Here is a 23,466-nt window from a genome sequence, read left to right on the forward strand (position 1 = left end):
GAGCGTATCGTCCGCCGCCTTTCCGACAAGTTGGAGTAAGCCGTGGCGCTGACGCCGCAAAACAACGAAGCCTTCCTGCGTGAAGTCGACGAGGAACTCCGCAAGGAGCAGGCGGCCGCTTTGGCGAAACGCTGGGGGTTGGCGATTGCCATTCTTCTGGTGGTGGGCCTGGCGATCTTTGCCGGCTACCTGTTCTGGCGCCACCAGCAGAATGAAGCCGCCGGCCGCGAGGGCGAGCAGCTTCAGCTGGTCTGGGACGAACTGGCGGCCAACAATGCCGCCAAGGCGTCGCCGGAGCTCGCCAAGCTCGCCGATTCCAGCGCGCCCGGCTATCGCGCGGTGGCGCTGTTCACTGAGGCCGACCTGCTGCTGCAGAAGGACGACCTGAAAGGTGCGGCTGCCAAGTTCGGCGCGATCGCATCCGACACGTCGCTGGCAGAACCGTTCCGCGACCTGGCGCTGATCCGACAGACGAGCGCGGAATATGATTCGCTGAAGCCCGAGCAGGTGGTCGAGCGGCTGCGCGCGATCGCGGTGCCGGAGAACCCGTATTTCGGTAGCGCCGGCGAACTGGTGGCAATGGCCTATCTGAAGCAGAACAAGCGCGACCTGGCGGGTCGGCTGTTCGGGCAGATCGCCCAGGCGGAGCAGGTGCCGCCGTCGATCCGTCAACGCGCAGTTCAGATGGCGGGCCTATTGGGCGTCGATGCCGTGCCGGCCGAGGCAGGCACGAAAGAGGACGTGACGAAGCAATGAAGAGATCGATTGCCGCGCCCATCGCCCTCGCGGCGCTGATGGGGCTGAGCGCCTGCGGCGTGTTCAAGGGTTCGCCCAAGAAGACGCCGACGGTCGGTAACCGCGTTCCGATCCTGGTGGCCGAAAGCGCGGCGGAGGTCGATCCGTCGCTGGCCGGCGTCCAGGTGCTGTTGCCGCCGGCAGTGGTGAACACCGAATGGGCCCAGCCGGGCGGCAATGCCGCCAAGTCGATGGGCCAGCTGGCGCTGGGCGCATCGCCCGCGCGCGTGTGGACGGCATCGATCAACGGCGGCTCCAACCGGCAGCGGCTGGGCGCGGCGCCGGTCATCGCCGAAGGGCGTGTGTTCGTCGTCGACGTGGAAGCGAACGTCCATGCCTTTTCCGCCGAGACGGGCGCGAGCCAGTGGACCACCGCACTGTCCGATGGTGACGCCAACAAGGCGGCGCTGTTCGGCGGCGGGGCAAGCTTTGACGGCGGGCGCGTCTATGCGACCGACGGGCTGGGCGATGTCGTCGCGCTGAACGCCACCGATGGCGCCGTCGTATGGCGGTCGAAGCCGGGCGGTCCGCTGCGCGGCGCGCCGACCGTCGCCAACGGCCAGGTCTATGTGCTGAGCCAGGACAATCAGTTGTTCGCGCTCGACCAGAATGACGGCAAGGTCGTGTGGACGGCCACCGCCAGCGTCGAGACGCAGGGCGTGTTCGGCGTCGCGGCGCCCGCGGCCGCATCGGGCACGATCGTTGCGGGCTTCTCCACGGGCGAGCTCAACGCCTATCGCTACGAGAACGGCCGCACCCTGTGGCAGGACGCACTGTCGCGCACCAGTTCCTCGACGTCGGTGTCGAGCCTTGCCGATATCGATGCCGAACCGGTGATCGCCGACGGCCGCGTCTATGCCGTCGGGCAGGGCGGGCGCATGGTGGCGGTGGAGATCGCGACCGGCCAGCGGCTGTGGGAGCAGAACTTTGCCAGCATCACGACGCCGTGGCTGGCCGGCGAGTGGCTGTTCATCGTCACCGATGATGCGCGGCTGGTCTGCCTGTCGCGTGCCAACGGCAAGGTGCGCTGGATCAACCAGTTGCAGGCCTATCGCAATGTCGAGAAGCGCAAGGGCCCCTATACCTGGTTCGGCCCGGTGCTGGCCGGTGACCGGCTGTGGCTGACCAATTCGCGCGGGCAGCTGGTCGGCACGTCGCCGGCCGACGGCAGCGTGCAGGTGACGATCGACAACGGCGCGCCGTTCACGCTGTCGCCCGTCGTCGCCAACCAGACGATGTACGTCCTTGACCAGAAGGGGCGGCTGTCGGCCTATCGCTGATCGGAGGCCGGCAGTGATGCCGGCTCCTGCGAGCAGCACGCTGCGGCTTCCGCTGTCGGGCGGGGCGCTGTAGGGGCACGTGATGGCACGTCTTCCCACTGTTGCGATTGTTGGCCGACCCAATGTCGGCAAATCGACCCTGTTCAACCGTCTTGTCGGCAAGAAGCTGGCGCTGGTCGACGACCGGCCCGGCGTGACGCGCGACCGGCGGGAGGGCGAGGCGCACCTGCTGGGGCTCGATTTCCGCGTGGTCGATACCGCGGGCTATGAGGATCACGACCCGCAGTCGCTGCCCGGGCGGATGCGGATGCAGACCGAGGCCGCCGTGGCGCAGGCCGATGTCGCGCTGTTCATGATCGATTCGCGCGCCGGCATCGTACCGCTGGACGAGGAGATCGGCCGTTGGCTGCGCGGATCGACCACGCCGATCGTGCTGGTCGCCAACAAGGCCGAGGGCCGGTCGGGCGAGCAGGGCGTGCTGGAAGCGCTGGCGCTTGGCTTTGGCGATCCGGTGCAATTGTCCGCCGAGCATGGCGAGGGCGTCGCGGACCTGTTCGAGGCGCTGCTGCCGTACCTGGAGCGCGACGAGGAGGACGTTCCCGACGAGGACGAGGAAGATCCCGCCGCGCCGCTGAAGCTGGCGATCGTCGGGCGGCCGAACGCCGGCAAGTCGACGCTGGTCAACCGGATGCTGGGCGAGGACCGCATGATCACCGGTCCCGAGGCCGGGATCACGCGCGATTCGATCGCCATCGACTGGGAGTGGCAGGGCCGCCCGGTGCGGCTGATCGACACGGCCGGGATGCGCAAGCGCGCCAAGGTCCAGGACAAGCTGGAGAAATTGTCGGTCGCCGATGCGCTGCATGCGGTGGATTTTGCCGAGGTCGTGGTGCTGCTGCTCGATGCGACGCTGGGGCTGGAGTCGCAGGACCTGCGCATCGCCGACCGCGTGCTGGAGGAAGGCCGCGCGCTGATCATCGCGCTGAACAAATGGGACGTCGCGGACAACCCCTCGTCGTTGTTCAACGGCGTCAAGGCGGCGCTGGGCGATGGCCTGAGCCAGGTGAAGGGCGTGCCGCTGATCACCGTATCGGCGATGACGGGACGCGGCATCGACCAGTTGCTGGCCGCCGCGTTCGAGACGCGCGAGGCATGGTCGCGGCGCGTGCCGACGGGCGAACTCAACCGCTGGTTCGAGCGTGCGATCGAGGCGAACCCGCCACCCGCGCCGGGCGGCAAGCGGATCAAGATGCGCTACGTCACGCAGGTGAAGACGCGCCCGCCCAGCTTCGTCATCTTCGGCACGCGCGTGGACCAGCTGCCGGCCAGCTACGAGCGGTATCTGGTCAATTCGCTGCGGCGCGACCTGGGCTTTGGCGCGGTGCCGATCCGGTTGACGCTGCGCGCGCCCAAAAATCCGTTCGGTAGCTGACGCTTACCTGCTGTTTACCGTGATGGCCTAGGCCGGGCGGCGAACAACGATCGCACGAGATGCGACAATGGGGGAAGCAAGCGTGTCACTCGAGCCGGGAATCCTGGTGGACCGGGAAGCCTTTGCCAAGGCCAGGGCGGAGCTTGGGGCGGGATTCCAGCGCATCTTGGGCTATTTCCGCGAGGACGGGATCAAGTCGGTTTCAGCGATCGAGGCGGCAATGCGCGCCAAGAATGCGGCCGGCCTGATAATCCCGGCGCACACGCTGAAGGGCGAGGCGCGGCAGTTCGGCGCGGCGCCGCTGGCCGATCTGGCGGAGCGGATCGAGACGATGGGGCGCGACTGCGTCGAAACGCGCGATACGCCGGAGGACGTGCTGGAGGATGTGGTCGCGCTGCGCCCGCTGTTCACCCAGACGCTGGCGCTGCTGGAGCGCGAGGCGGGGCCGGCGCCGGTGCGGCGGTCGGCGGCCGGGTTCGGGCGGCGGACGTCACCGGCGAATATCATCGGATAGCAGGACGCCGCGGCGCGGCATTTGGCTAGAGCGAGCGCCGGCGTGGCGCGCCGGGACAGGGCAGGCGCCACCCGCGGGATGGCGCCTGTACCGTATCAGCCGTGCGGCTTGTCAGCCTCTGCATTGAGCTGGATGTAGTTCTGCAGCCCCATGCGCTCGATCATCTCGAACTGGCGTTCGAGCGTGTCGACATGCTCTTCCTCACTGATGAGGATACGGGTGAACAGGTCGCGGCTGCCGAAGTCCTTGACCTCTTCACAATAAGTGATCGCGGCCTTCAGCTGGGCGACGGCCTCGATCTCCATCGCGAGATCGGCCTTCAGCACCTCCTCGACGGTCTCACCAATGCGCAGGCGGCCGAGCAGCTGGAAATTGGGCAGGCCATCGAGGAAGAGGATTCGCTCGGCGAGCCAATCCGCATGCTTCATCTCGTCGATGGATTCGTGCCGCTCATATTCGGCGAGCTTCTTGACGCCCCAATGTTCGAGCAGGCGATAGTGCAACCAATATTGATTGATTGCCGTCAGCTCGTTCTTCAGCGTCTCGTTAAGAAACTCGATGACGCGCGGGTCGCCCTTCATTGAAATACCTCCATGTCGTTCCCGTTCTTACCTTGGGACGTGGAGGGTCAGCAATCAAAAATTGGCGGATTTCCGCGGTTTTTAGAATGTGCGAATGTTATGCAGCAGCACGCTCTTCATCGATAATGGCTCGCGCGAAGGGCGTGCATTGACCGCATTTCGGCTGGCGGCCGAGCGAACGATAGGCCTGGCATGCCGTCGTCGAGCCGGCGCGCGCCGCCTCGCGGACCTGGGTTTCACGAATAGCATTGCAAACGCAAACGACCATGAAGAGCACCTTTCGTTGAGAGGTGCATATCGCTCATGAGAACAGGTCGCAACTATAATTGCGTCTAATTCGCAAAAGAGCGCTCGTCGGAGGGTGACCGGCGACGAAATGGTTGGCGCTTCCCGAACGTCAGCGAGCGCCACGCCCATTCGAGCGGGCCGGCGGCGAATCGATCGAGCCAGGGTTTCGACCAGAGGAGCATCAGCGCCCAAATCGCGGCGACCACAGGATAAAGCTGCCAACGCTGGAGATAGCCGAACCACCCGAGGCCGTAGCCGTAGAAGAGGAGGGTGCAGATGATGCTGGTCGCGAGATAATTGGTGAAGGCCATCCGCCCGGCCGCCGTCAGCCGGATTGGTAACCAGGCGGTCGGAATGCGGGTGATCAGCGCCATGATGAGGATGGCATGGGCGAGCGCCATGGCGGGGCGGAGGAGCACGAGGTGCAACGGCTCCGCCAGCATCAGCACGATCGGATCGAAGTTCGAGGCGCTGATCCAGAGCGCCAGCGCGACATAGGCGGGGAGGCACAGGCCGTAGCCGATCAGGAGCACCGCGCGCGTCCACCGGGCGGGCCAGTCGCCGGTGAAGAAGCCGCTGCGGAACAGCGCCATGCCGAGCAGCATCAGCCCGGTTGTCTCGGCGGCGAGATCGGGGAAGATCTGCCGCTGGGCCTGCCACGCCAGCGTTGCGCGCATCGCGGTGACTTGCTGCCAGTCCCCGCGGAAGGCGGCCAACTCCGCCGGGACGGTCGCGCGCAGGCTGTCCATCTCCGCTTGATAGTGGGCCCATTCGGCGAGGATTGCGGGGGACGCGCGGGGCGACAGGGCAAGCGCGCGGAAATGCTCGGCCGCCGCATGATCGATGATGCCGCTGACGAGCGGGGCGGCGATCAGCAGGGTAGCGATCGCGAACATGCGGGGGAGGGGCCAGTCGCGCGCGACGAACACCAGCGCGCCGCACAGGGCGTAGAGCACCAGAATGTCGCCGGGCCAGATCAGATAGGCGTGGACCATCCCGATCGCGAACAGCGTCGCCATTCGCGCATAATGGATGCGGGCCGGAGACCTGCCGCTGCGCAGCGCCCGATCCGCGATCAACAGGGTCGAGGCGCCGAACAGCATCGTGAACAGGCCGCGCATCTTGCCGTCGGCGAGGATGAAGGCGAGCGCCCAGGCCCACCAATTGGTGCCGGTGCTGCCGCCGTAGACGGTGGGATCGACATAGGCATAGCTCGGCATCGCGAAGGCGACGATGTTGAGCAGGAGGATGCCGAGAACGGCGAAGCCGCGCACGCCGTCGATCGCGGTAATCCGGCCGGGCGCGCGGACAGGGTCAGCGATGCTCATACGCGGCAGCGATCAGCGCGGGATGAGGGCAAGGTTCCGCCGTTCGGCCGCGTGGCGCGCGGCGAGGAAGATCGCGCCGGTCGAGGCGAGTGCGAGAAAGCCGACCACCAATGAGTCAAGGACCAGCGCCAGCCACACGACCCACGCGGGCGCGCCGACCGGGAGGATGTTCAGCGCCTGATGCAGCGCGGCGAGCGGCAGGAAGCCGGCGATCATGTAGACCACGGCGCGCCAGAAACTGCCGGCCATGATCGCGATCGAGCGCAGCGGACCGATCGCCGTGTTGCCCAGCGGCCAGGCCACGCGCCATGCGGAAAGATAGATGCCGAGTACGGCGGCGAGCACGCCCAGCGCTAGCGAGGCATATTCCCACCAGGCGAAGGGAAGGTCGAGAACGAGGCCCGGCGGCGGCCCGAACAGCGAGAGCCACTGGACCATGGCAAGGATCGCGAACTGGATGCCGAACAGGGTCACGGCCGGCCGCTCGACCTTCTTGGCCCAGGCGGCGTCGCGCCCGGAGGCCATGAAGCGGATGAACCAATAGGAGGGCAGCAGCATGGCGAGGATCTTGGCGAAGCCCAGCGACAGGCGGCGTTGATCGAGCGCGGCGGTGGCGCGGAAGCCCTGCGAGAAGAGGCCAAGGTCGATCTCCACCACGTGCTGGCCGAATTCGAGCACCGCGGGGATCGAGAACAGGATCGGGAGCGCCAGCGCAAAGGCGAGGCAGTCGGCGTATAATTGCTTGATGTCGCGCCACATCGTTTCGTCGTCACCTGTCCTTGGCGGCGGGGGTGGGCGACGGCGCGCGGGGTTTCAAGCGGTAAGTGGCAGGCGGTCCTGCCGGGGCACCGATCGACGCCCCGGCAGGCCGTGTCCGTCAGGCCGGCAGAAGCCGCTTTTCGCCGGCGACCTTCATCATCGCCTTTTGCAGCTTTTCAAAGGCGCGCACCTCGATCTGGCGGACGCGTTCGCGGCTGACGCCATAGACCTGGCTCAGTTCCTCCAGCGTCTTGGGATCGTCGGTCAGGCGACGCTCGGTCAGGATGTGCTTTTCACGATCGTTCAGGCTGTCCATCGCGCTGACGAGCATGTCGTGGCGGACTTCAGCCTCCTGCGCATCGGCAACGATCTGATCCTGCAGGGGCGAATCGTCCTGCAGCCAATCCTGCCACTGCCCCTCGCCATCCTCGCGCATCGAGACGTTGAGCGACGTGTCGCCGCCCATCGCCATGCGGCGGTTCATGCTGACCACGTCGGCCTCGCTGACGCCCAGATCGGTCGCGATCTTGGTCAGATCCTCCGGCTTCAGATCGCCGTCCTCGAACGCATCGAGACGAGCCTTCATCCGGCGCAGGTTGAAGAACAGCTTCTTCTGCGCGGCGGTGGTGCCCATCTTCACCAGGCTCCACGAGCGCAGGATGAATTCCTGGATCGAGGCGCGGATCCACCACATCGCATACGTGGCGAGGCGGAAGCCGCGATCGGGCTCGAACTTCTTCACGCCCTGCATCAGGCCGATATTGCCCTCGCTGATCAGCTCGGACACGGGCAGGCCATAGCCGCGATAGCCCATCGCGATCTTCGCGACGAGACGCAGGTGGCTGGTGACGAGCTGAGCTGCCGCCTCAGGATCGCCATGTTCCTGGAAACGCTTGGCGAGCATATATTCCTGCTCGGGCGCCAGGATCGGAAACTTCTTGATCTCGGCGAGATAGCGGTTGAGGCTCTGCTCGCCGCCGAGAGCGGGGATCGTCGCTGGGACGTTGCCGCTAGCCATGAGTACCTAATCTCCCTTTCCGGGGAACGCCACGCGCAGATCAGCGCAGGCGGTTACACCCTATACGTCGAGTTGACTGAACAGTTCCTGCATGTCTGCAGGCATCGCGCTTTCGAACGACAAAGCGGTGCTTGTGATCGGATGAACGAACCCCAGCCGGGCTGCGTGCAGCGCCTGTCGCCGGAACGAAAGTTCATCAAGTTGACGCTTATGAACTGGTTTTGTTCTACCATAGACCGGGTCGCCCAGCAAGGCGTGGCCGATCGAGGCCATGTGGACGCGGACCTGGTGGGTGCGGCCGGTTTCGAGCCGGCATTCGACCAGCGCCGCGTCGCGCAGCAGATGTTCGGTACGGTAATGCGTCACCGCACGCTTGCCGCCGGCGACGATCGCCACCTTCTTGCGGTTGTGCGGCGAGCGGGCGAGCGGCGCGTCGACGGTTCCCGCGGGCGGCATCGGGCGGCCGCCGACGATCGCCTTGTAGCGCCGGTCAATGGTGTGTGCGGCGAATTGCTTGGCCAGCCCCTCATGCGTGCGATCGGTCTTTGCCGCGACCATCAGGCCGGAGGTGTCCTTGTCGATGCGGTGGACGATGCCGGGCCGCGCCACGCCGCCGATGCCCGAGAGCGAGCCGCCGCAATGATGCAGCAGCGCGTTCACCAGCGTCCCGTCGAGGTTGCCCGCGGCGGGATGAACGACCAGCCCGGCAGGCTTGTCGATGACGATGAGATGTTCGTCTTCATAGGCGACCACCAAGGGGATGTCCTGCGGCTCGTTATGCGCCGGCGTGGGGGCCGGCACGGCCACATTATAGACCTCGCCAGCGGCGGCGCGACGCGCAGGATCACGTACCGCCAGCCCTTCGCGGGTGACCTGGCCGGCGTTGATCAATACCTTCAGTCGTTCGCGCGAAAGCGTCGGCACGGCATCGGCAAGCGCACGGTCGAGCCGCCATGTATCGGCAGCCGGTGCGATCGTCGCTTGAATGATGGAAACCCCCCGGTCCATTAGGTGTCCTAGATGGGTGAGACGGTGCATCTTTCAAGGTCGCTGGCCGGCGAAATCATTTCGCGGGCGGCACAAAGCGACCAAGAGGTCTGCGGGTTGTTGCTGGGTTGCGCGGGCCATGTGACTCAGCTTGTCGTGTGCCGCAATGTCCATCCGACGCCCGCGACGCATTTCGAGCTGGACCCGGCGGCGCTGTTCGCCGCGTTGCGCGCGGCGCGCGCGGGCGGGCCGGCGGTGATCGGCCATTATCATTCGCACCCGTCGGGCCAGGCGACGCCATCGGCCACCGATGCCGACGCCGCGGCCGCCGACGGGAGCATCTGGATCATCGTCGCAGGCACCGACATCACCGCGTGGAAGGCGGTGCGCGACGGAGCGGTGCACGGCCGCTTCGATCCGCTTGCCCTTGCCATTGCGCGGTAAAGTCCGCTGCGTCATTGAACGCGCATGACCATCGATCCCGTCGACTTCGCCAGCCTGCTCTGCTCCCGCCTGTGCCATGATCTGCTGTCGCCGATCGGCGCGCTGAACAACGGGCTGGAGCTGCTGGCCGACGAGACCGATCCCAAGATGCGCGAGCGGTGCATGGAGCTGATGGCGGAAAGCGCGCGGACGTCGGCCGCGAAGCTGAAATTCTTCCGCCTGGCGTTCGGCGCGGCGGGCGGGTTCGGCGAGGCCGTCGACACGCGCGAGGCGCAGCAGGCGATCGAGGGGCTGTTCGGCGAGACCAAGCGGCTGAAGGTCAACTGGCTGGTCGAGGAGCCGATGCTGCCCAAGGCGGCGATCAAGGTGCTGCTGAACATGGCGATGATCGCCGGCGACACGCTGGTACGCGGCGGATCGCTGGATATCGGCAGCGAGAGCGGCGACACCGCGATCGAGATCGTGATGAAGGCCGAGGGGCCGCGCATCACGCTGGACGACGAATTGCGTTCCACGCTGGTCGATGGCCGCGCGTCCGAGGCCGTGACGCCACGCGTGGCGGCCGCGTTCCTGGTGCATGAAATGGTCAAAGCGGCCAATGGCCGCGTGCTGGTGAGCGCACCGGCCGAGGACGTGATGCTGTTCGGCGCGACGATGCGGCCCCATTGAGGCAATAAACGCGGAATTTACCGCCGCTGCCCCATGGCGGGCGGGCAATGGACGATCTGCTGCAGGAATTCATCGCGGAAACCCGCGAAACGCTCGACGCGCTGGCGGGCGAAATCGTGGCGTGGGAAGCGGACCCCGCCGACCGGGCCCGGCTCGATTCGATCTTCCGCTTCGTCCACACGGTGAAGGGAAGTTGCGGCTTCCTTGACCTGCCGCGGCTCGCCCGGCTGAGCCATGCGGCCGAGGATGTGCTGCAGAGCGTGCGGTCGGGCGAACGCGCCGCCGATCCGGCGCTGGTCAATGCCGTGCTGGCGATCGTCGACCGCATTGGCGAGATCGTCGAGGCGATCGACGCTGGCGCGGCGCTGGACGATTCGGCCGAGGACCTGCTGCTCGCCGCGCTGGAGGGGAAGGCGCAGACCGCGCCGGCATCCGAGCCCGCGCCAGTGGTCGTGCCGATCACCAGTGCGCCGCGTGCGCCCGCGCGCAGCATCCGCCTGTCGGTCGACCTGCTCGACCGGATGATGAACGGCGTGTCGGAAATGGTGCTGGCGCGCAACGAGCTGGCCAGACGGCTGCGCGACAGTGGTGACACGACGCTGGAAACCGCGGTCGACCGCCTGTCGATGACCGTCGCCGAATTGCGCGACACGGTGACGCGGACGCGGATGCAGACGATCGATTCGCTGTTTTCCGCGCTGCCCCGGCTGGTGCGCGATACGGCGGCGGCGCTGGGCAAGAAGGTGTCGCTGTCGATCGATGGCGCCGACGTCGAGCTGGACCGCGAGATGATCGAGCTGTTGCGCGATCCGCTGGTCCATATCGTGCGCAATGCGATCGACCATGGCATCGAGGCGCCGGAGGCGCGACGGGGAGCGGGCAAGCCCGAGGCCGGGCGGCTGGCGATCGTGGCGCGCCAATCGGGCAATCGCATCATCGTCGAGGTGGCCGACGACGGGCAGGGGATCGACACCGCCAAGCTGCTGGCGAAGCGCATCGCGCAGGAGCCGGCGCGGGCGGCGGAGCTCGGCGCGCTCGACCAGCGGGCGCGGCTCAACCTGATCTTCGAGCCGGGGCTGTCGACCCGCGATGAGGCGACCACCACGTCAGGCCGCGGCGTCGGCATGGACGTGGTGCGCACCAACGTCGAGCAGATCGGCGGCAGCATCCGACTGGACAATGTCGCCGGGCGCGGGCTGACCACGACGATCGAAGTGCCGCTGACGCTGGCGATCCTGTCGGCGATCATCATCGAGGCGGGCGACCAGCATTATGCCGTACCGCGCCAAGCGATCGAGGAGATCGTGGCGGTCGGATCGGAGGCGGTGCGGATCGATGCGGTTGGCGATACGCTGCTGGCGAGCGTGCGCGGGCGGCGGTTGCCGGTGATCCGGCTGAACGCGGTGCTTGGGGGCGAGCGGCCCGAGGCGGCGGGTGGCGTCGGCACGATGCTGATGATCGTCAACCTGGCGCATGGCAGCTACGCGCTGGGGGTCGATGGCGTCGACGATACGCAGGAATTGGTGGTGAAGCCGGTCGCGCCGGCCGTGATGATGGCGGGCATCTATGCCGGGCAGATGCTGCTCGATACCGGGCGGCCGCTGCTGCTGCTCGATTGCGCGGGGATTGCCGAGCAGGCGGGGCTGCGGTTCGAGCGGGTGATCGCGGTCGAGGAGCCGGCCGAGGAGGCCGCGCCGCCGGGCATCGCCGCGCTGATGATCGAGGCGCTCGACGGGCGGCGGCGCGTGGTGGCGCTCGATGCGGTCGAGCGGATCGAGGCGGTCGAGCCGGGATCCTTGTGCCAGGCCGGCGGCCGTTGGTGGGCGCGCGGGCGGCAGGGGATGGTCGCGGTGCATGTCGATCCGGCGATCGGTGAGCAGGCGGGGGTACCGGCGGGGGCGGAGCTTACGATGCTGATGCTGCCGGGGGCGGGTCAGGCGACCGGCTATCTGGTACGGCGCGCGCTCGACATCGTGACGGTGCCCGACGAGTTGCTCCCCGCCGCCGATCCGCGCGTGCGCGGGGTGGCGATGATCGATGGTGCGCCGGTCGAGTTCATCGACCCCGCGTGGTGGAGCCCGCCCAATGATGGCGGCGGCGGCGGGCGGCCGATCTGCCTCGTCCAGGGTGTCGACAGCCATTGGACGGACACGATGCTGCGGCCGATGATCGAGGCGGCGGGCTATCGCGTGGCGCGCGATCTGGCGCCGGGCGAGACGGCGGTCGTGACGCTGGCGGCCGATGACGAGCCGGCGGCGGTGGGCCGGGTGGTGCGGCTGAGCCGTGACGCGGCGACGGGGCAGCCGACGCTTGATACAATAACGCTGGCGCAGGCGCTGTCGGCGGGAGCGGCGCGATGAGCGGCACCCTGCACCTGCTGGCGCGACTGGGTGGGCAGGCGATCGCCGTGCCGGCCGAGATGGTCGAATCGGTCGTCGATATCGATGCCGTGGTGCCGGCGCCGCGCAGCCATCCGGCGGTGCGCGGCCTCGCCGCGCTGCGCAGCCGCGTGGTCACGGTGGTCGACACCTGGCAGCTGCTGGACCTGCCCGCGGGTGGTGAGGGGACGCAGCGCGCGATCATCACCGTGGTCGACGGCCATCACCACGCGATGCTGGTCGAGGCGCTGGAGGATGTCGCACCGATTGACGTGCTGCCGATCCCGACCGGGCTTGCGCTGGGCGCGCGATGGTCGCGGGTCGCGACCGGATCGGCGGAGCGCGACGGCGAGCCGCTGCTGGTGATCGACCTTGCCGCGCTAGTCGGCGCGATGGCCGAGGACGCGCGCGATTAACGCGGTCCTTACGCTTCGCGCGGCATGACGGCGATCAACAGGTTGTAGGGGTATCGTGATGAAATCGTGTCTGGTGGTCGACGATTCGAAAGTGATCCGAAAGGTCGCCCGCCACATCCTGGAGGGGCTCGATTTCTCGGTCAGCGAGGCAGCGGACGGGCGCGAGGCGCTGGACGCGTGCAACGCCAGCATCCCCGACGTGATCCTGCTCGACTGGAACATGCCGGTGATGAGCGGGATGGAATTCCTGCGCGCGCTGCGCGAGACCGACGTGTCGCCGCGGCCCAAGGTCGTGTTCTGCACCACCGAGAATGGCGTGGCGCATATCCGCGCCGCGATCGAGGCGGGCGCGGACGAATATGTGATGAAGCCGTTCGATCGCGAGACGCTGCAAAGCAAGCTGCAGATCGTCGGTCTCGCCTGAACCGTGGCGAGCCGAGCGGTTCTCCATCCGGTGCGTGCCGGCGGGTGCCGGATTTTGATCGTCGACGATTCGGTGGTCGCGCGCACGGTGCTGGCACGGATCGCCAGCGACGATGGCGCGTGCGAGGTGGCGGGTGCGGCGGCCAATGTGCCGGCGGCGCTTGCCTTTCTCGCCACCGAGACGGTCGACGTGATTCTGCTCGACCTCGAGATGCCGGGGGTCGACGGGCTGAGCGGACTGCCGGACCTGCTGGCGGCGGGGCGCGGCGCTCGCGTGCTGGTCGTCTCCTCGGCGGCGGACGCCGGGGCGGCGGCGACCGTTCAGGCGCTGGCGCTGGGGGCGGCGGATACGCTGGTGAAGCCGGGGCGCAGCATTTCCGCCGGCAGTTTCGCCAAGGCACTGGCCGAGAAGATCGCGCGGCTGACCGATCCTGGCGAGCCGATGGGCGGCGGCGCCCCCATCGCGCGGCTGGCGGCGCGACCGTTTGACGCGGTGGCGATCGGTGCGTCGACCGGCGGCATCCATGCGCTGAACAACGTGCTGCGTGACCTGCCGGGGACTTTCCGCGCGCCGGTGATGGTGACGCAGCATCTGCCGCAGGCGTTCGTGCCGCATTTCGCACGGCAGCTGGAAAGCGCGGTCGGGCGGCGGTGTGTCGTGGCGACCGAGCGGATGACGCTGGAGCCGGACATGATCGTGCTGGCACCGGGCGACGCGCATCTGACCGTTGCGCCGCTGCGCAGCGGGCGGACCAATGTGCGGCTGTCGCAGGTGCCGGTGGCGAACGGCAACCTGCCGTCGGTCGACCCGATGTTCGAAAGCGCCGCTGCCCGCTACGGCGCGCGGCTGCTGGCGATCGTGCTGAGCGGCATGGGACGCGATGGACTGGACGGGGCGCGCGCGGTGCGCGAGGCGGGCGGCACGGTGGTGGTGCAGGATCGCGCCAGTAGCGTCGTATGGGGGATGCCGGGTGCGGTCGCCGCCGCGGGCCTGGCGGACGCGGTGCTGACGCCCGAGGCGATCGGCGGCGTGGTGGCCGGGCAGATGGTGGCCGTACCATGCCGTTGAGCCAGGTGATGATCGCACCGCAGGCGAGCCCCGCGACGGTGGCTGCGCTGGCGACCCTGCTCGAAAACCGGACTGGGCAGCAGATCGCCGCCAATCGCGCGTGGCGGATCGATACCGCGCTGCGCCCGCTGGCCACCGCCAATGGTGCCGCCTCCGTCGACGAGCTGGTCGGGCAGGTGAGCGACGGGCGCAACCCCGCGCTGGCGGACCGCATCGTCGACGCGCTGCTGAACCAGGAGACGTCCTTCTTTCGCGACGGCGACGTCATCGTCGCGGCGGCCGCGGCGATTGCTGCCAGCACTGAAGCCACGCCGCGGATCTGGTGCGCGGGATGCGCGACGGGGCAGGAGCCGCTGTCGCTGGCGATCGCCTTTGCCGAGCGTGGCGGCCCGGCCCCCGAGATCATCGCCAGCGATGTATCGGCAACCGCCATCGCACGGGCCCGCACGGGGCGCTTTTCGCATTTCGAAATCCAGCGCGGGTTGCCGATCGGCCGCATGGTGCGCTGGTTCGACCAGGAGGGCGATGATTGGATCGCGCAGCCCGCCCTGGTGCGCGGCATATCGTGGCGGCGCAGCAACCTGGTGCTTGATCCCGCGCCGGCGGGGCGGCTGGATGCGGTATTCTGCCGCAACGTGCTGTTCTACCTGGCACCCGAGCTGCGGCCACGCGTGCTGGAGACGATTGCGCGCAGCCTGAAGCCGGGCGGGCTGTTGATGCTGGGGGCAGGCGAGACCGTGATCGGCCAGTCCGACCGCTTCGCGCCGAGCAAGCAGTTCCGCGGCCTCTACGAGCTGTTGCCGCCGCGCTGAACGGCATGGCGGGCGGCGGGCGCGCGTTGTAAGGCGGGGTTCGTGACGAGCGGCCCGCAGGAGTATCCATGACGCCAATCGAGGCGCCATCGCCCAATTTCGACGAGCGCACGCTGCCGATCACGATGATCGTGCTCCATTATACCGGCATGGTGGACGGCCCGTCCGCCATCGCGCGATTGCGCGATCCCGAGGCCAAGGTCTCCGCCCATTATGTGGTGGAGGAGGACGGCACGATCCTGCGGCTGGTGCCGGAGGAAAAGCGTGCGTGGCATGCCGGCAAGTCGCACTGGCGCGGGATCACCGACATCAATTCCGCCTCCATCGGGATCGAGATCGTCAACCCGGGGCATGAATTCGGCTATCGCCCGTTCCCGGACGCGCAGGTCGATGCGGTGATCCGGCTGGTCCATGCGATCAAGGACCGGTACGAGATCACCCGCGGCAACATCGTCGCGCATTCCGACATTGCACCGGCGCGCAAGCGTGATCCGGGCGAGCTGTTCCCCTGGGGCAAGCTGGCGCGGCTTCGGCTGGCGTTGCCGCGGCCGACCCGGAACCTGATGGACCCGATGTGGGGCGAGGCGGCGTTCCTGCTGGCGCTGGAGCGGTTCGGCTATGACGTGAGCGACAAGATGGCGGCCATCGTCGCGTTCCAGCGGCGGTTCCGGCCCGAACTGATCGACGGCGAGATCGACGCGGAATGCCGCATGATCCTGCTCGCGTTGCTGCTGCCCAAGCCGCAGGGGGACGATTAGGCGCGGTTCACCCGGCCGCGGCGGCTGGGGCAATCCCCCAATTTCACTGCGCAGACTTTCCCTGTTTCCTTCGGCCCAGCGGCGCTGGTCGGAGAGAAAGCGTGGAGAATTTTCGCAAGTATGCAGCCGAACTGATCGGCACGTTCTGGTTGACGTTCGGGGGGTGCGGATCGGCGGTGCTGGCGGCCGCCTTTCCCGAACTGGGGATCGGCTTTGCCGGCGTGTCGCTGGCGTTCGGGCTGACCGTGCTGACCATGGCCTATGCCATCGGCCATGTTTCGGGATGCCACCTGAACCCGGCGGTCACCGTGGGGCTGGCGGTCGGCGGGCGGTTCCCGGTGATCGACATCCTGCCCTATATCGTCGCGCAGGTGATCGGCGGGATCCTGGGCGCGTTTGTGCTGTACCTGATCGCGATCGGGGCGCCGGGGTTCGACGCGGCGACGTCGGGCTTTGCCGCCAATGGCTATGGCGCACATTCGCCCGGCGGCTATTCGCTGACCGCGGCGTGGATCAGCGAGCTGGTGCTGACGGCGGGGTTCCTGTTCGTCATCATGGGCGCAACGCATGGCCGGGCGCCGGTGCAGTTCGCGCCGATCGCGATCGGCCTGGCGCTGACGCTGATCCACCTCATCAGCATCCCGGTGACCAATACCTCCGTCAATCCGGCGCGCAGCACCGGGCCGGCGTTGATCGTCGGGGGATGGGCGATGGCGCAGCTATGGCTGTTCTGGGTCGCGCCGCTGATCGGCGGGGCGATCGGGGGCATGGCGTACCGCTGGATCAGCCCGATGCCGCAGGAGAATGTGGTGGGCGATCCGAAGTGGCGCACACGGGCATGATTGCATTCCCGCGCCGCCACGCTACAGCCGCGCGCACACCAGAGGGCCGGGCGGCCGCGTCGTGGGCTGGTCCCGCGCCGAGGAAAGTCCGGGCTCCATGGAACAACGGTGGCGGGTAACGCCCGCCGGGGGTGACCCCAGGGAAAGTGCCACAGAGAGCAGACCGCCCAATCTTTCAGATGAAGGCTTCGGCCGGGCAAGGGTGAAAGGGTGCGGTAAAAGCGCACCGCGCGGCCGGTAACGGCGGCGGCATGGCAAACCCCACCGGGAGCAAGACCGAATAGGGGCGGCATGGGGACTTGATCCCCGGGGTGTGTTCCCACCTGCTGCCCGGGTTGGTTGCTGGAGCGCGTCGGCAACGGCGCGCCGAGAGGAATGGTCGCCTATCCCGCAAGGGGGGACAGAACCCGGCTTACAGGCCCTCTGGTGTCACCTTTAACCTTTCGCCTTCAATCGCTAGATCAGGGGCAATGGCGCGTTCCTCCCGATCCAACGACTGGGGCTTTCCCCGCTGGCGCAGTTATGGCGCATCCCGTGAAGCGACTGCCGTGCGGCTGTGCGACCGGCATGGCTGTGACGAGCCGGGCAATTGCCCCGCCCCCAAATCCCCCAACAGCCCGGAGCGCTGGTATTTCTGCCAGACGCATGCGGCCGAATATAACCGCGGCTGGAATTACTTCGAAGGGCTGGACGCGGAGGAAGCGGCGGCGCGCGAACAGGCCGAGCGGCGCGATGCGTCGGGCTATGAGCAATCGCGCTACCAAAGCTGGGCCGGATCGGGCGACGGCAGCCGATCGCGCGACGAGATGCGCGCGCTGGAGGTGCTGGAGCTGGAGACGGACGCGACGTTCGACGACGTGCGGCTGGCGTGGCGTCGGCTGGCCAAGACCAACCATCCCGATGTGCGCCCGGGCGACGCGGAGGCGGCCAAGCGCTTTCAGGCGATCCAGGCGGCCTATGAGGTGCTGCGCACCGCCGAGGAACGGCGGACCTGGAAGCCGGCGTGAAACGCGCCAAGTCCAACTGGACCGATGCGGTGCTGGTATGCGCCAAATGCTCCCGCAAGGTCGACGGCGGCTTTGGCGAGAAGGGTCGCGACGGGCTGGCCAAGGCGCTGCGGCGGGAGCCGGGGTTCGGTAAGAAGCGCAAGGCGCAGGTCGGCGTGGTCGAGGTGAAGTGCCTTGGCCTGTGCCCGAAGAATGCGGTGACGGTGGTGGATACGCGCCGGCCGGGCGAGTGGCTGGTGGTGGCGCCGGGCGAGGATGTCGCGGCGCTGGCCCGGCGGTTTTCGGCGCCGGACGGGCCGGATCAGGCGGAGCGCTGACGCCCCCATCGGGGCGGGGCGCGGCACCGCCCGATCCTGCTGCGGGGAGTGCCTAGGCGGCGAGGGGCCCGGCGTCGACGGGGAAGGTCTTGCCCGTCTGCTTGTCCAGCCCGCGCGCGACCCAGGTATCGAGCACCAGCGCGCCGACGACAAAGGCCAGCGTGCCCCAGGCGGCGCGGTTCTTCGGGCTGTTGCGGACGGCGGCGCCGGCGGCGGCGATATCCATGACGTCCCCGGCGGCGCGGTTCCAGACGTTGGTGGCGACGGCGGGGGCGGCGAGCAGGTTGGCGCCGGCGAGCAATTCGCGTGCGCCGAATGCCTTCACCAATGTCTCATGCCCCTCGGCATCGAGCGAACGCGTGATCCGCCGCGCCGCGACCAGCTCCGCCACGCCGAGCGCGATCGAGAACAGTCCGAGGCCGAAGCCTAACTTCTTGTAATCCATGTTAATCTCCGAAGGCTGGGGCGTGGGACAGGGGCAACGGAGCGCGATCGCGGTGGTTCCGCTGACGAAGGCGTTCGGGTGATTTCGACGCGGCGCATGGATCAGTGGGAGGTTGAGCATGTCGGACGGGATTGATCCGGATGACGCGCCGGAACTGACGGGGAACTGGCCGAGGCGGCCGGATGGCGCATCAGCGGGAAGGCCGTTCGGGCGGTGACGGATTATATCGGCCCCAACGGCGGCGTGCGCGGCCGCCCGCCGCTGCGCGGTACGGCGAAGCGTCAGGTGACGCTGCGGCTCGATCCCGACGTGATCGAGAAGTTTCGCGGGGGCGGGCCAGGGCGGCAGGCGCGGATGAACGAGGCGCTGCGGAAGGCGGCGCGGTTGGGATGACGTTGATCATCACCGACTAAGGAGAAGGGGTGTGGCTTCCCGGCGCCTCGTGATGCGTGGCCCACTTCATGTAGAAGAGCAAAAACGGGTCTGTAATAACGAGGGTGTCGTCAGATCCCACCCACTCAATTGGCGGCTCCCCCTCAATTTTCTCTCGAGCAATTCGACTCATGTTGATAAGTGCGGATGTTATCTCGTGTTTTGCTGGCATGGATGAAGGCATTAATAGAGACTGTAATGCTGACCTTATTTCGTCATAACTCGTGCGAGATTTTGGACCTACACTAGCAACGGCAGTAAGGATTGCCGAGTATTTGTCCTGAGAGGTTCCATCTCTAAAGCTTCTTAGTTGTCTTTGCTTTCGGGCATCAGGTCCGGCTTTCAATTTGCTGTATTTAGGAAATCCTTTGCTTTGGGCAATATTTCCTAGTGCCTCTTCAAGGAGGTTGTGATCAAGCTTTTGACTTTCATCGAGGCGGCCAAATATGCCGCTTCTGATGCAAAGCTCGCTACATATCTCCTGAACGAGAAGTGGATTTCCAAATCCCTCAGAGCAAATTGAACGGTTAAGATTATCAGTGCTGACGACGTTCAGCGCATGAAAGCCGCGTTGAGGGATAAGTAGTAGGTCATCCATATCCCAGGGCGGGATCTCAATATGCTTAAAACGACCTTCTAATTCCTGTTCCACGGTAACGGGATCAAATGCTCGATGTGGGACTGCAAGTAGTATGACGGAGAGTCCCTTGAAGACAGCTCCCTTGAGGGCTTGTATTATCCCTTTTTGCGCATCGGCGGGTATGTAGTGAAAGTCATCTACCAGCAGCGATATATCTGAGCTCACCAGAGCATCTAACGATGCTCGTTGAGAATCAACTTCATAGGTAACGGAGCGCTCCAATCCCCGAGACTGACCTGAGGATCCAGCAACGTTTGCATCGCCAAAAAGAGGCAAGGAGGCTCGCACACCGGCAGTCAAAGACCCGGAACTTGAACCTGTTTCCTTGCGGACGCGCTCCTTACCAAGATCAAGAAGGTAAACAATCTGCCTCCAAAAATCGGCTTCGGTCCGGACTTGGCCACCTTTAATAGAAATTGAATGCCCTGCTTGGGAGAGCACGTGGTTGCAAAGGACCGTTTTGCCTGATTTCGTAGGGCCAGTTACGACGTTGATTGCGAACCCTCGAGCAATAGCTTCTCGAACTCGTTGCTCAAGTTTCAGGTGGTCGCGACTGACGTATGTTACTGATGGCTGTCCGCCCGGTGTGAAGACATCTTTAAGGCGTACTTGCTTACCAGTCATACCTTGCCCCTCATTTACCGCAAACATGAAGTGACGTGATAGACATAGCAAGCCTTAGGACTCGACGCTGCCGTCACTCCGCCGCCTCGGCCTCACGCTTCCCCAGCAACGGCGCCAGATACTTGCCCGTGAAGCTCCGCGGTTCCGCCGCCACCACTTCCGGCGGGCCTTCGGCGACGATCTCGCCGCCCTTGACGCCGCCTTCGGGGCCCAGGTCCAGCACCCAGTCGGCGGTCTTGATGACGTCCAGATTGTGTTCGATCACCACCACGGTGTTGCCCTGTTCGACGAGGGCGTGGAGCACTTCGAGGAGCTTGCGCACGTCCTCGAAATGGAGGCCCGTGGTTGGCTCATCGAGGATGTAGAGCGTGTTGCCGGTGGCGCGGCGGGAGAGTTCCTTGGCGAGCTTCACGCGCTGCGCCTCGCCGCCCGACAGCGTCGTCGCCTGCTGGCCGACCTTGATGTAGCCCAGGCCAACCTCGACCAGCATCGCCATCTTGTCGCGGATCGGGGGCACCGCCTTGAAGAACTCCGCCGCGTCCTCGACCGTCATGTCGAGCACGTCGGCGATCGAATGGCCCTTGAACTTCACCTCCAGCGTCTCGCGATTGTAGCGCGCGCCGTGGCACACGTCGCAGGTGACGTAGACGTCTGGGAGGAAGTGCATCTCGATCTTGAGCACGCCATCGCCCTGGCACGCCTCGCACCGGCCGCCCTTGACGTTGAACGAGAAGCGGCCGGGCTTGTAGCCGCGCGCCTGAGCCTCCGGCAGGCCGGCGAACCAGTCACGGATCTGGGTGAAGGCGCCGGTATAGGTGGCCGGGTTCGAGCGCGGGGTGCGGCCGATCGGCGACTGATCGATGTCGATCACCTTGTCGAGATGCTGCAGTCCGGTGACCTTGTCGTGCTTGCCGGCAAGGATGCGCGCGCCGTTCAACTGACGCGCGGCGGCGGCGTAGAGCGTGTCGATGGTGAAGCTCGACTTGCCCGAGCCCGAGACGCCGGTGATGCAGGTGAAGGTGCCGAGCGGGATCGACGCGGTGACGCCGGTTAGGTTGTTGGCGGTGGCGTTGTGCACCGTCAGCTTCTTGCCCGAGCCCTTGCGGCGCTTGGCCGGCAGGGGGACCTCGCGGGTGCCGTTGAGGTAATCGGCGGTGACGCTGCCCTTGGACTTGAGGAGCTGCTTGAGCGTGCCCTGAGCGACGATCTGCCCGCCGTGGACGCCGGCGCCGGGGCCCATGTCGATCACGTAATCGGCGGTGCGGATCGCATCCTCGTCATGCTCGACGACGAGGACGGTGTTGCCGAGATCGCGCAGGCGGCGGAGCGTGGCGAGCAGCATGTCGTTGTCGCGCTGATGCAGGCCGATCGAGGGCTCGTCGAGGACGTAGAGGACGCCCGAGAGGCCGCTGCCAATCTGCGAGGCGAGGCGGATGCGCTGGCTCTCGCCGCCCGACAGGGTGCCGGAGGTGCGATCGAGGTTGAGATAGTCGAGGCCAACGTTGTTGAGGAAGCCGAGCCGCTCGACGATCTCCTTCAGAATGCGCTCCGCGATGGCGCGCTGCTGGTCGTTCAGGTGATTGGGCAGGTCGGTGAAGAAGGCGAGTGCGTCGACCACCGAGAGGTGGGTCGCGTGGCTGATGTCCTGCATCGCGACCTTCACCGCCAGCGCCTCGGGCTTCAGGCGGGCGCCGTGGCAGACCTCGCACGGCTGGGACGACTGGTACTTGCCGAGCTCCTCCTTCATCCACGCGCTCTCCGTCTGGAGCATGCGGCGATTGAGGTTGCCAATGACCCCCTCGAACGGCTTGCTGACGTCGTAGCTCTTCTTGCCGTCGATGAAGGTGAGGGTGACCGCCTTGCCCTTGGTGCCCTGGAGGATGATGTTCCGCACCTCCTCCGGAAGGTCGGCCCAGGGGGTGTCGAGGCTGAAATCATAGGCGCGGGCGAGGGAGCCGAGCACCTGCATGTAATAGGGTGAGGGCGGGTTGGACTTCGCCCAGGGGACGACGGCGCCCTTCTTGATGGTGAGCGCGTGGTTGGGGACGACGAGATCCTCGTCGAAGATCAGCTTTTCGCCGAGGCCGTCGCACGCCGGGCAGGCGCCCTGGGGGGCGTTGAAGGAGAAGAGGCGCGGCTCGATCTCGGCGATGGTGAAGCCGCTGACCGGGCAAGCGAACTTCTCGGAGAAGACGATGCGGTTGGCGGGCACACCGGCGTTCTTCATCGCGCCGCCGGACGCGGCCTCGTCCTCGCGCCCCGGCACGACGCCGTCGGCGAGGTCGACATAGGCGAGGCCATCGGCGAGCTTCAGCGCGGTCTCGAAACTGTCGGCGAGGCGGGTGGCGATGTCCGCGTTCACCGCGAGGCGATCGACCACGACCTCGATGTCATGCTTGTACTTCTTGTCGAGCGCGGGCGCGTCCTCGATCTCGTGAATCTCGCCGTCGATGCGCACGCGGGTGAAACCGGCCTTCTGCCACTCGGCCATTTCCTTGCGATACTCACCCTTGCGGCCGCGCACGACGGGGGCGAGGAGGTAGAGCCGCGTGCCTTCGGGCAGCGCCATGACCCGGTCGACCATCTGGCTGACGGTCTGCGCCGCGATCGGCTCCCCGGTGACGGGCGAATAGGGGATGCCGACACGCGCCCAGAGGAGGCGCATGTAATCGTAGATCTCCGTCACCGTCGCGACGGTGGAGCGCGGATTGCGGCTGGTGGTCTTCTGCTCGATCGAGATGGCGGGCGAGAGCCCCTCGATATGATCGACGTCCGGCTTCTGCATCAGTTCGAGGAACTGGCGCGCGTAGGCCGACAGGGACTCGACGTAGCGGCGCTGACCCTCGGCATAGATAGTGTCGAACGCGAGGCTCGACTTGCCCGAGCCGGAGAGGCCGGTGATCACCGTCAGCGTATCCCGGGGGATATCGACGCTTACGTCCTTGAGATTGTGCTCGCGCGCGCCGCGGACGGAGATGTGAGTCAGCATGCGTTTAGTTCTACTTCCGTTCCGGTCGGGAGGATAGACCGGAGATGTAGGAAGCGGGGGCGGGGGATGCCAGCGGCGGACGGAAAGGTATCTTTTGCCCGTGCGGGTAGGGCTCCTGTCATTCGTCAGCCGCTGTGCTGAGCCTCAACACCCGCCAAGGCTGAACGACGAACCGGCTCGTGGCACAAAAAAAGAGGGGCCGGCATGGCCGACCCCTCC

General features: G+C 66.7%; 25 protein-coding genes and 1 other RNA gene. 17 read left to right on the forward strand and 9 right to left on the reverse strand.

The genetic code is table 11. The features are described from left to right. Positions 1 to 42 precede the first annotated feature (42 nt). The 4 genes from CA236_RS10390 to CA236_RS10405 all read left to right on the forward strand — a co-directional run bounded on the left by CA236_RS10390 (position 43) and on the right by CA236_RS10405 (position 4,021). Complete coding sequence (locus CA236_RS10390) at positions 43 to 756, forward strand: tetratricopeptide repeat protein (protein ID WP_046408593.1); 714 nt, start codon at positions 43 to 45, stop codon at positions 754 to 756. Further along, positions 753 to 2,075, forward strand: coding sequence for a PQQ-binding-like beta-propeller repeat protein (locus CA236_RS10395; protein WP_125945533.1), 1,323 nt, complete (start codon positions 753 to 755; stop codon positions 2,073 to 2,075). Before CA236_RS10390 ends, CA236_RS10395 begins: the two co-directional genes overlap by 4 nt. 82 nt (positions 2,076 to 2,157) lie before the next feature. Beyond that, complete coding sequence (gene der, locus CA236_RS10400) at positions 2,158 to 3,507, forward strand: ribosome biogenesis GTPase Der (protein WP_046408597.1); 1,350 nt, start codon at positions 2,158 to 2,160, stop codon at positions 3,505 to 3,507. 67 nt (positions 3,508 to 3,574) lie between these two features. Continuing rightward, positions 3,575 to 4,021 carry an Hpt domain-containing protein gene (locus CA236_RS10405; protein ID WP_125945534.1) on the forward strand — a complete coding sequence of 149 codons (447 nt, stop codon included), beginning with the start codon at positions 3,575 to 3,577 and terminating at the stop codon, positions 4,019 to 4,021. Between the two features lie 95 nt (positions 4,022 to 4,116). On the opposite strand, the gene bfr is transcribed toward CA236_RS10405, so the two are convergent. From bfr to CA236_RS10435, 6 genes are all read right to left on the reverse strand, one after another. Then, positions 4,117 to 4,602 carry a bacterioferritin gene (gene bfr, locus CA236_RS10410; RefSeq protein ID WP_046408598.1) on the reverse strand — a complete coding sequence of 162 codons (486 nt, stop codon included), beginning with the start codon at positions 4,600 to 4,602 and terminating at the stop codon, positions 4,117 to 4,119. A 97-nt stretch (positions 4,603 to 4,699) separates the two neighbouring features. Beyond that, positions 4,700 to 4,870, reverse strand: coding sequence for a (2Fe-2S)-binding protein (locus CA236_RS10415; protein WP_082102837.1), 171 nt, complete (start codon positions 4,868 to 4,870; stop codon positions 4,700 to 4,702). 64 nt (positions 4,871 to 4,934) lie between these two features. Then, a complete protein-coding gene (locus CA236_RS10420; protein ID WP_125945535.1) occupies positions 4,935 to 6,218 on the reverse strand; it encodes a DUF418 domain-containing protein in 1,284 nt (427 codons plus the stop codon). A 12-nt stretch (positions 6,219 to 6,230) separates the two neighbouring features. Beyond that, positions 6,231 to 6,977, reverse strand: a complete 747-nt coding sequence (locus tag CA236_RS10425) for a hypothetical protein (protein ID WP_125945536.1) — start codon at positions 6,975 to 6,977, stop codon at positions 6,231 to 6,233. Between the two features lie 118 nt (positions 6,978 to 7,095). Then, positions 7,096 to 7,995 carry an RNA polymerase sigma factor RpoH gene (gene rpoH, locus CA236_RS10430; RefSeq protein ID WP_046408604.1) on the reverse strand — a complete coding sequence of 300 codons (900 nt, stop codon included), beginning with the start codon at positions 7,993 to 7,995 and terminating at the stop codon, positions 7,096 to 7,098. 60 nt (positions 7,996 to 8,055) lie between these two features. Beyond that, complete coding sequence (locus tag CA236_RS10435) at positions 8,056 to 9,003, reverse strand: RluA family pseudouridine synthase (RefSeq protein ID WP_125945537.1); 948 nt, start codon at positions 9,001 to 9,003, stop codon at positions 8,056 to 8,058. Between the two features lie 12 nt (positions 9,004 to 9,015). On the opposite strand from CA236_RS10435, the gene CA236_RS10440 reads away from it, so the two are divergent. The 12 genes from CA236_RS10440 to CA236_RS10495 all read left to right on the forward strand — a co-directional run bounded on the left by CA236_RS10440 (position 9,016) and on the right by CA236_RS10495 (position 18,117). Next, a complete protein-coding gene (locus CA236_RS10440) occupies positions 9,016 to 9,426 on the forward strand; it encodes a Mov34/MPN/PAD-1 family protein (RefSeq protein WP_125945538.1) in 411 nt (136 codons plus the stop codon). Positions 9,427 to 9,450: 24 nt separating this feature from the next. Further along, positions 9,451 to 10,095, forward strand: coding sequence for a histidine phosphotransferase family protein (locus CA236_RS10445; protein WP_125945539.1), 645 nt, complete (start codon positions 9,451 to 9,453; stop codon positions 10,093 to 10,095). Positions 10,096 to 10,142: 47 nt separating this feature from the next. Beyond that, the gene (locus CA236_RS10450) at positions 10,143 to 12,455 is read left to right on the forward strand and encodes a chemotaxis protein CheW (RefSeq protein WP_125945540.1); all 2,313 of its coding nucleotides are present in this window, start codon (positions 10,143 to 10,145) and stop codon (positions 12,453 to 12,455) included. Then, positions 12,452 to 12,889, forward strand: a complete 438-nt coding sequence (locus CA236_RS10455) for a chemotaxis protein CheW (RefSeq protein ID WP_125945541.1) — start codon at positions 12,452 to 12,454, stop codon at positions 12,887 to 12,889. Before CA236_RS10450 ends, CA236_RS10455 begins: the two co-directional genes overlap by 4 nt. Positions 12,890 to 12,947: 58 nt before the next feature. Next, positions 12,948 to 13,313: a response regulator gene (locus CA236_RS10460; RefSeq protein ID WP_046408610.1), complete on the forward strand. Its 366-nt coding sequence runs from the start codon at positions 12,948 to 12,950 to the stop codon at positions 13,311 to 13,313. Between the two features lie 54 nt (positions 13,314 to 13,367). Next, positions 13,368 to 14,381 carry a chemotaxis protein CheB gene (locus CA236_RS10465; protein WP_346962768.1) on the forward strand — a complete coding sequence of 338 codons (1,014 nt, stop codon included), beginning with the start codon at positions 13,368 to 13,370 and terminating at the stop codon, positions 14,379 to 14,381. A gap of 8 nt (positions 14,382 to 14,389) precedes the next feature. Next, positions 14,390 to 15,193 (forward strand): CheR family methyltransferase, encoded by an 804-nt coding sequence (locus tag CA236_RS10470; protein WP_206430541.1) that lies wholly within the window; start codon positions 14,390 to 14,392, stop codon positions 15,191 to 15,193. A 68-nt stretch (positions 15,194 to 15,261) separates the two neighbouring features. Further along, positions 15,262 to 15,951: an N-acetylmuramoyl-L-alanine amidase gene (locus CA236_RS10475; protein ID WP_046408612.1), complete on the forward strand. Its 690-nt coding sequence runs from the start codon at positions 15,262 to 15,264 to the stop codon at positions 15,949 to 15,951. 101 nt (positions 15,952 to 16,052) lie between these two features. Further along, positions 16,053 to 16,793: an aquaporin Z gene (gene aqpZ, locus CA236_RS10480; protein WP_241212603.1), complete on the forward strand. Its 741-nt coding sequence runs from the start codon at positions 16,053 to 16,055 to the stop codon at positions 16,791 to 16,793. A 38-nt stretch (positions 16,794 to 16,831) separates the two neighbouring features. Next, an RNA gene (rnpB, locus tag CA236_RS10485) (RNase P RNA component class A) lies at positions 16,832 to 17,224 on the forward strand. Positions 17,225 to 17,263: 39 nt separating this feature from the next. Beyond that, positions 17,264 to 17,800, forward strand: coding sequence for a J domain-containing protein (locus CA236_RS10490; protein WP_046408614.1), 537 nt, complete (start codon positions 17,264 to 17,266; stop codon positions 17,798 to 17,800). Further along, positions 17,797 to 18,117, forward strand: a complete 321-nt coding sequence (locus CA236_RS10495; protein ID WP_206430542.1) for a (2Fe-2S) ferredoxin domain-containing protein — start codon at positions 17,797 to 17,799, stop codon at positions 18,115 to 18,117. The genes CA236_RS10490 and CA236_RS10495 overlap by 4 nt, the downstream gene beginning before the upstream one ends. A gap of 52 nt (positions 18,118 to 18,169) precedes the next feature. Here the strand turns inward: CA236_RS10495 and CA236_RS10500 are convergent, their stop codons facing one another. Continuing rightward, positions 18,170 to 18,562 carry a hypothetical protein gene (locus tag CA236_RS10500; protein WP_046408675.1) on the reverse strand — a complete coding sequence of 131 codons (393 nt, stop codon included), beginning with the start codon at positions 18,560 to 18,562 and terminating at the stop codon, positions 18,170 to 18,172. Positions 18,563 to 18,775: 213 nt separating this feature from the next. On the opposite strand from CA236_RS10500, the gene CA236_RS10505 reads away from it, so the two are divergent. Continuing rightward, positions 18,776 to 18,955, forward strand: coding sequence for a BrnA antitoxin family protein (locus CA236_RS10505; RefSeq protein ID WP_241212604.1), 180 nt, complete (start codon positions 18,776 to 18,778; stop codon positions 18,953 to 18,955). A gap of 16 nt (positions 18,956 to 18,971) precedes the next feature. Here CA236_RS10505 and CA236_RS10510 read toward each other — a convergent pair whose 3' ends face one another. Next, on the reverse strand, positions 18,972 to 20,258 hold the full coding sequence (locus CA236_RS10510) for an ATP-binding protein (RefSeq protein ID WP_125945545.1): 1,287 nt from the start codon (positions 20,256 to 20,258) through the stop codon (positions 18,972 to 18,974). A 73-nt stretch (positions 20,259 to 20,331) separates the two neighbouring features. Further along, complete coding sequence (gene uvrA / locus CA236_RS10515) at positions 20,332 to 23,247, reverse strand: excinuclease ABC subunit UvrA (RefSeq protein ID WP_125945546.1); 2,916 nt, start codon at positions 23,245 to 23,247, stop codon at positions 20,332 to 20,334. Between the last annotated feature and the right edge of the window lie 219 nt (positions 23,248 to 23,466).

Source organism: Sphingomonas sp. ABOLG (genome assembly GCF_003950435.1).
In the GTDB taxonomy this organism is placed as follows: Bacteria; Pseudomonadota; Alphaproteobacteria; order Sphingomonadales; family Sphingomonadaceae; genus Sphingomonas; species Sphingomonas panaciterrae.

Bases quoted from the DNA above. Each gene is read 5' to 3' on its own strand.
- CA236_RS10470 (WP_206430541.1), top strand. From the start codon at position 14,390: ATGATCGCACCGCAGGCGAGCCCCGCGACGGTGGCTGCGCTGGCGACC.
- CA236_RS10500 (WP_046408675.1), bottom strand. From the start codon at position 18,562: ATGGATTACAAGAAGTTAGGCTTCGGCCTCGGACTGTTCTCGATCGCG.
- CA236_RS10425 (WP_125945536.1), bottom strand. From the start codon at position 6,977: ATGTGGCGCGACATCAAGCAATTATACGCCGACTGCCTCGCCTTTGCG.
- CA236_RS10460 (WP_046408610.1), top strand. From the start codon at position 12,948: ATGAAATCGTGTCTGGTGGTCGACGATTCGAAAGTGATCCGAAAGGTC.
- CA236_RS10490 (WP_046408614.1), top strand. From the start codon at position 17,264: ATGGCGCGTTCCTCCCGATCCAACGACTGGGGCTTTCCCCGCTGGCGC.
- CA236_RS10450 (WP_125945540.1), top strand. From the start codon at position 10,143: ATGGACGATCTGCTGCAGGAATTCATCGCGGAAACCCGCGAAACGCTC.
- rpoH (WP_046408604.1), bottom strand. From the start codon at position 7,995: ATGGCTAGCGGCAACGTCCCAGCGACGATCCCCGCTCTCGGCGGCGAG.
- CA236_RS10445 (WP_125945539.1), top strand. From the start codon at position 9,451: ATGACCATCGATCCCGTCGACTTCGCCAGCCTGCTCTGCTCCCGCCTG.
- CA236_RS10435 (WP_125945537.1), bottom strand. From the start codon at position 9,003: ATGGACCGGGGGGTTTCCATCATTCAAGCGACGATCGCACCGGCTGCC.
- bfr (WP_046408598.1), bottom strand. From the start codon at position 4,602: ATGAAGGGCGACCCGCGCGTCATCGAGTTTCTTAACGAGACGCTGAAG.
- der (WP_046408597.1), top strand. From the start codon at position 2,158: ATGGCACGTCTTCCCACTGTTGCGATTGTTGGCCGACCCAATGTCGGC.
- CA236_RS10455 (WP_125945541.1), top strand. From the start codon at position 12,452: ATGAGCGGCACCCTGCACCTGCTGGCGCGACTGGGTGGGCAGGCGATC.
- CA236_RS10395 (WP_125945533.1), top strand. From the start codon at position 753: ATGAAGAGATCGATTGCCGCGCCCATCGCCCTCGCGGCGCTGATGGGG.
- CA236_RS10510 (WP_125945545.1), bottom strand. From the start codon at position 20,258: ATGACTGGTAAGCAAGTACGCCTTAAAGATGTCTTCACACCGGGCGGA.
- uvrA (WP_125945546.1), bottom strand. From the start codon at position 23,247: ATGCTGACTCACATCTCCGTCCGCGGCGCGCGCGAGCACAATCTCAAG.
- CA236_RS10420 (WP_125945535.1), bottom strand. From the start codon at position 6,218: ATGAGCATCGCTGACCCTGTCCGCGCGCCCGGCCGGATTACCGCGATC.
- CA236_RS10475 (WP_046408612.1), top strand. From the start codon at position 15,262: ATGACGCCAATCGAGGCGCCATCGCCCAATTTCGACGAGCGCACGCTG.
- CA236_RS10405 (WP_125945534.1), top strand. From the start codon at position 3,575: ATGGGGGAAGCAAGCGTGTCACTCGAGCCGGGAATCCTGGTGGACCGG.
- CA236_RS10415 (WP_082102837.1), bottom strand. From the start codon at position 4,870: ATGGTCGTTTGCGTTTGCAATGCTATTCGTGAAACCCAGGTCCGCGAG.
- CA236_RS10440 (WP_125945538.1), top strand. From the start codon at position 9,016: ATGGGTGAGACGGTGCATCTTTCAAGGTCGCTGGCCGGCGAAATCATT.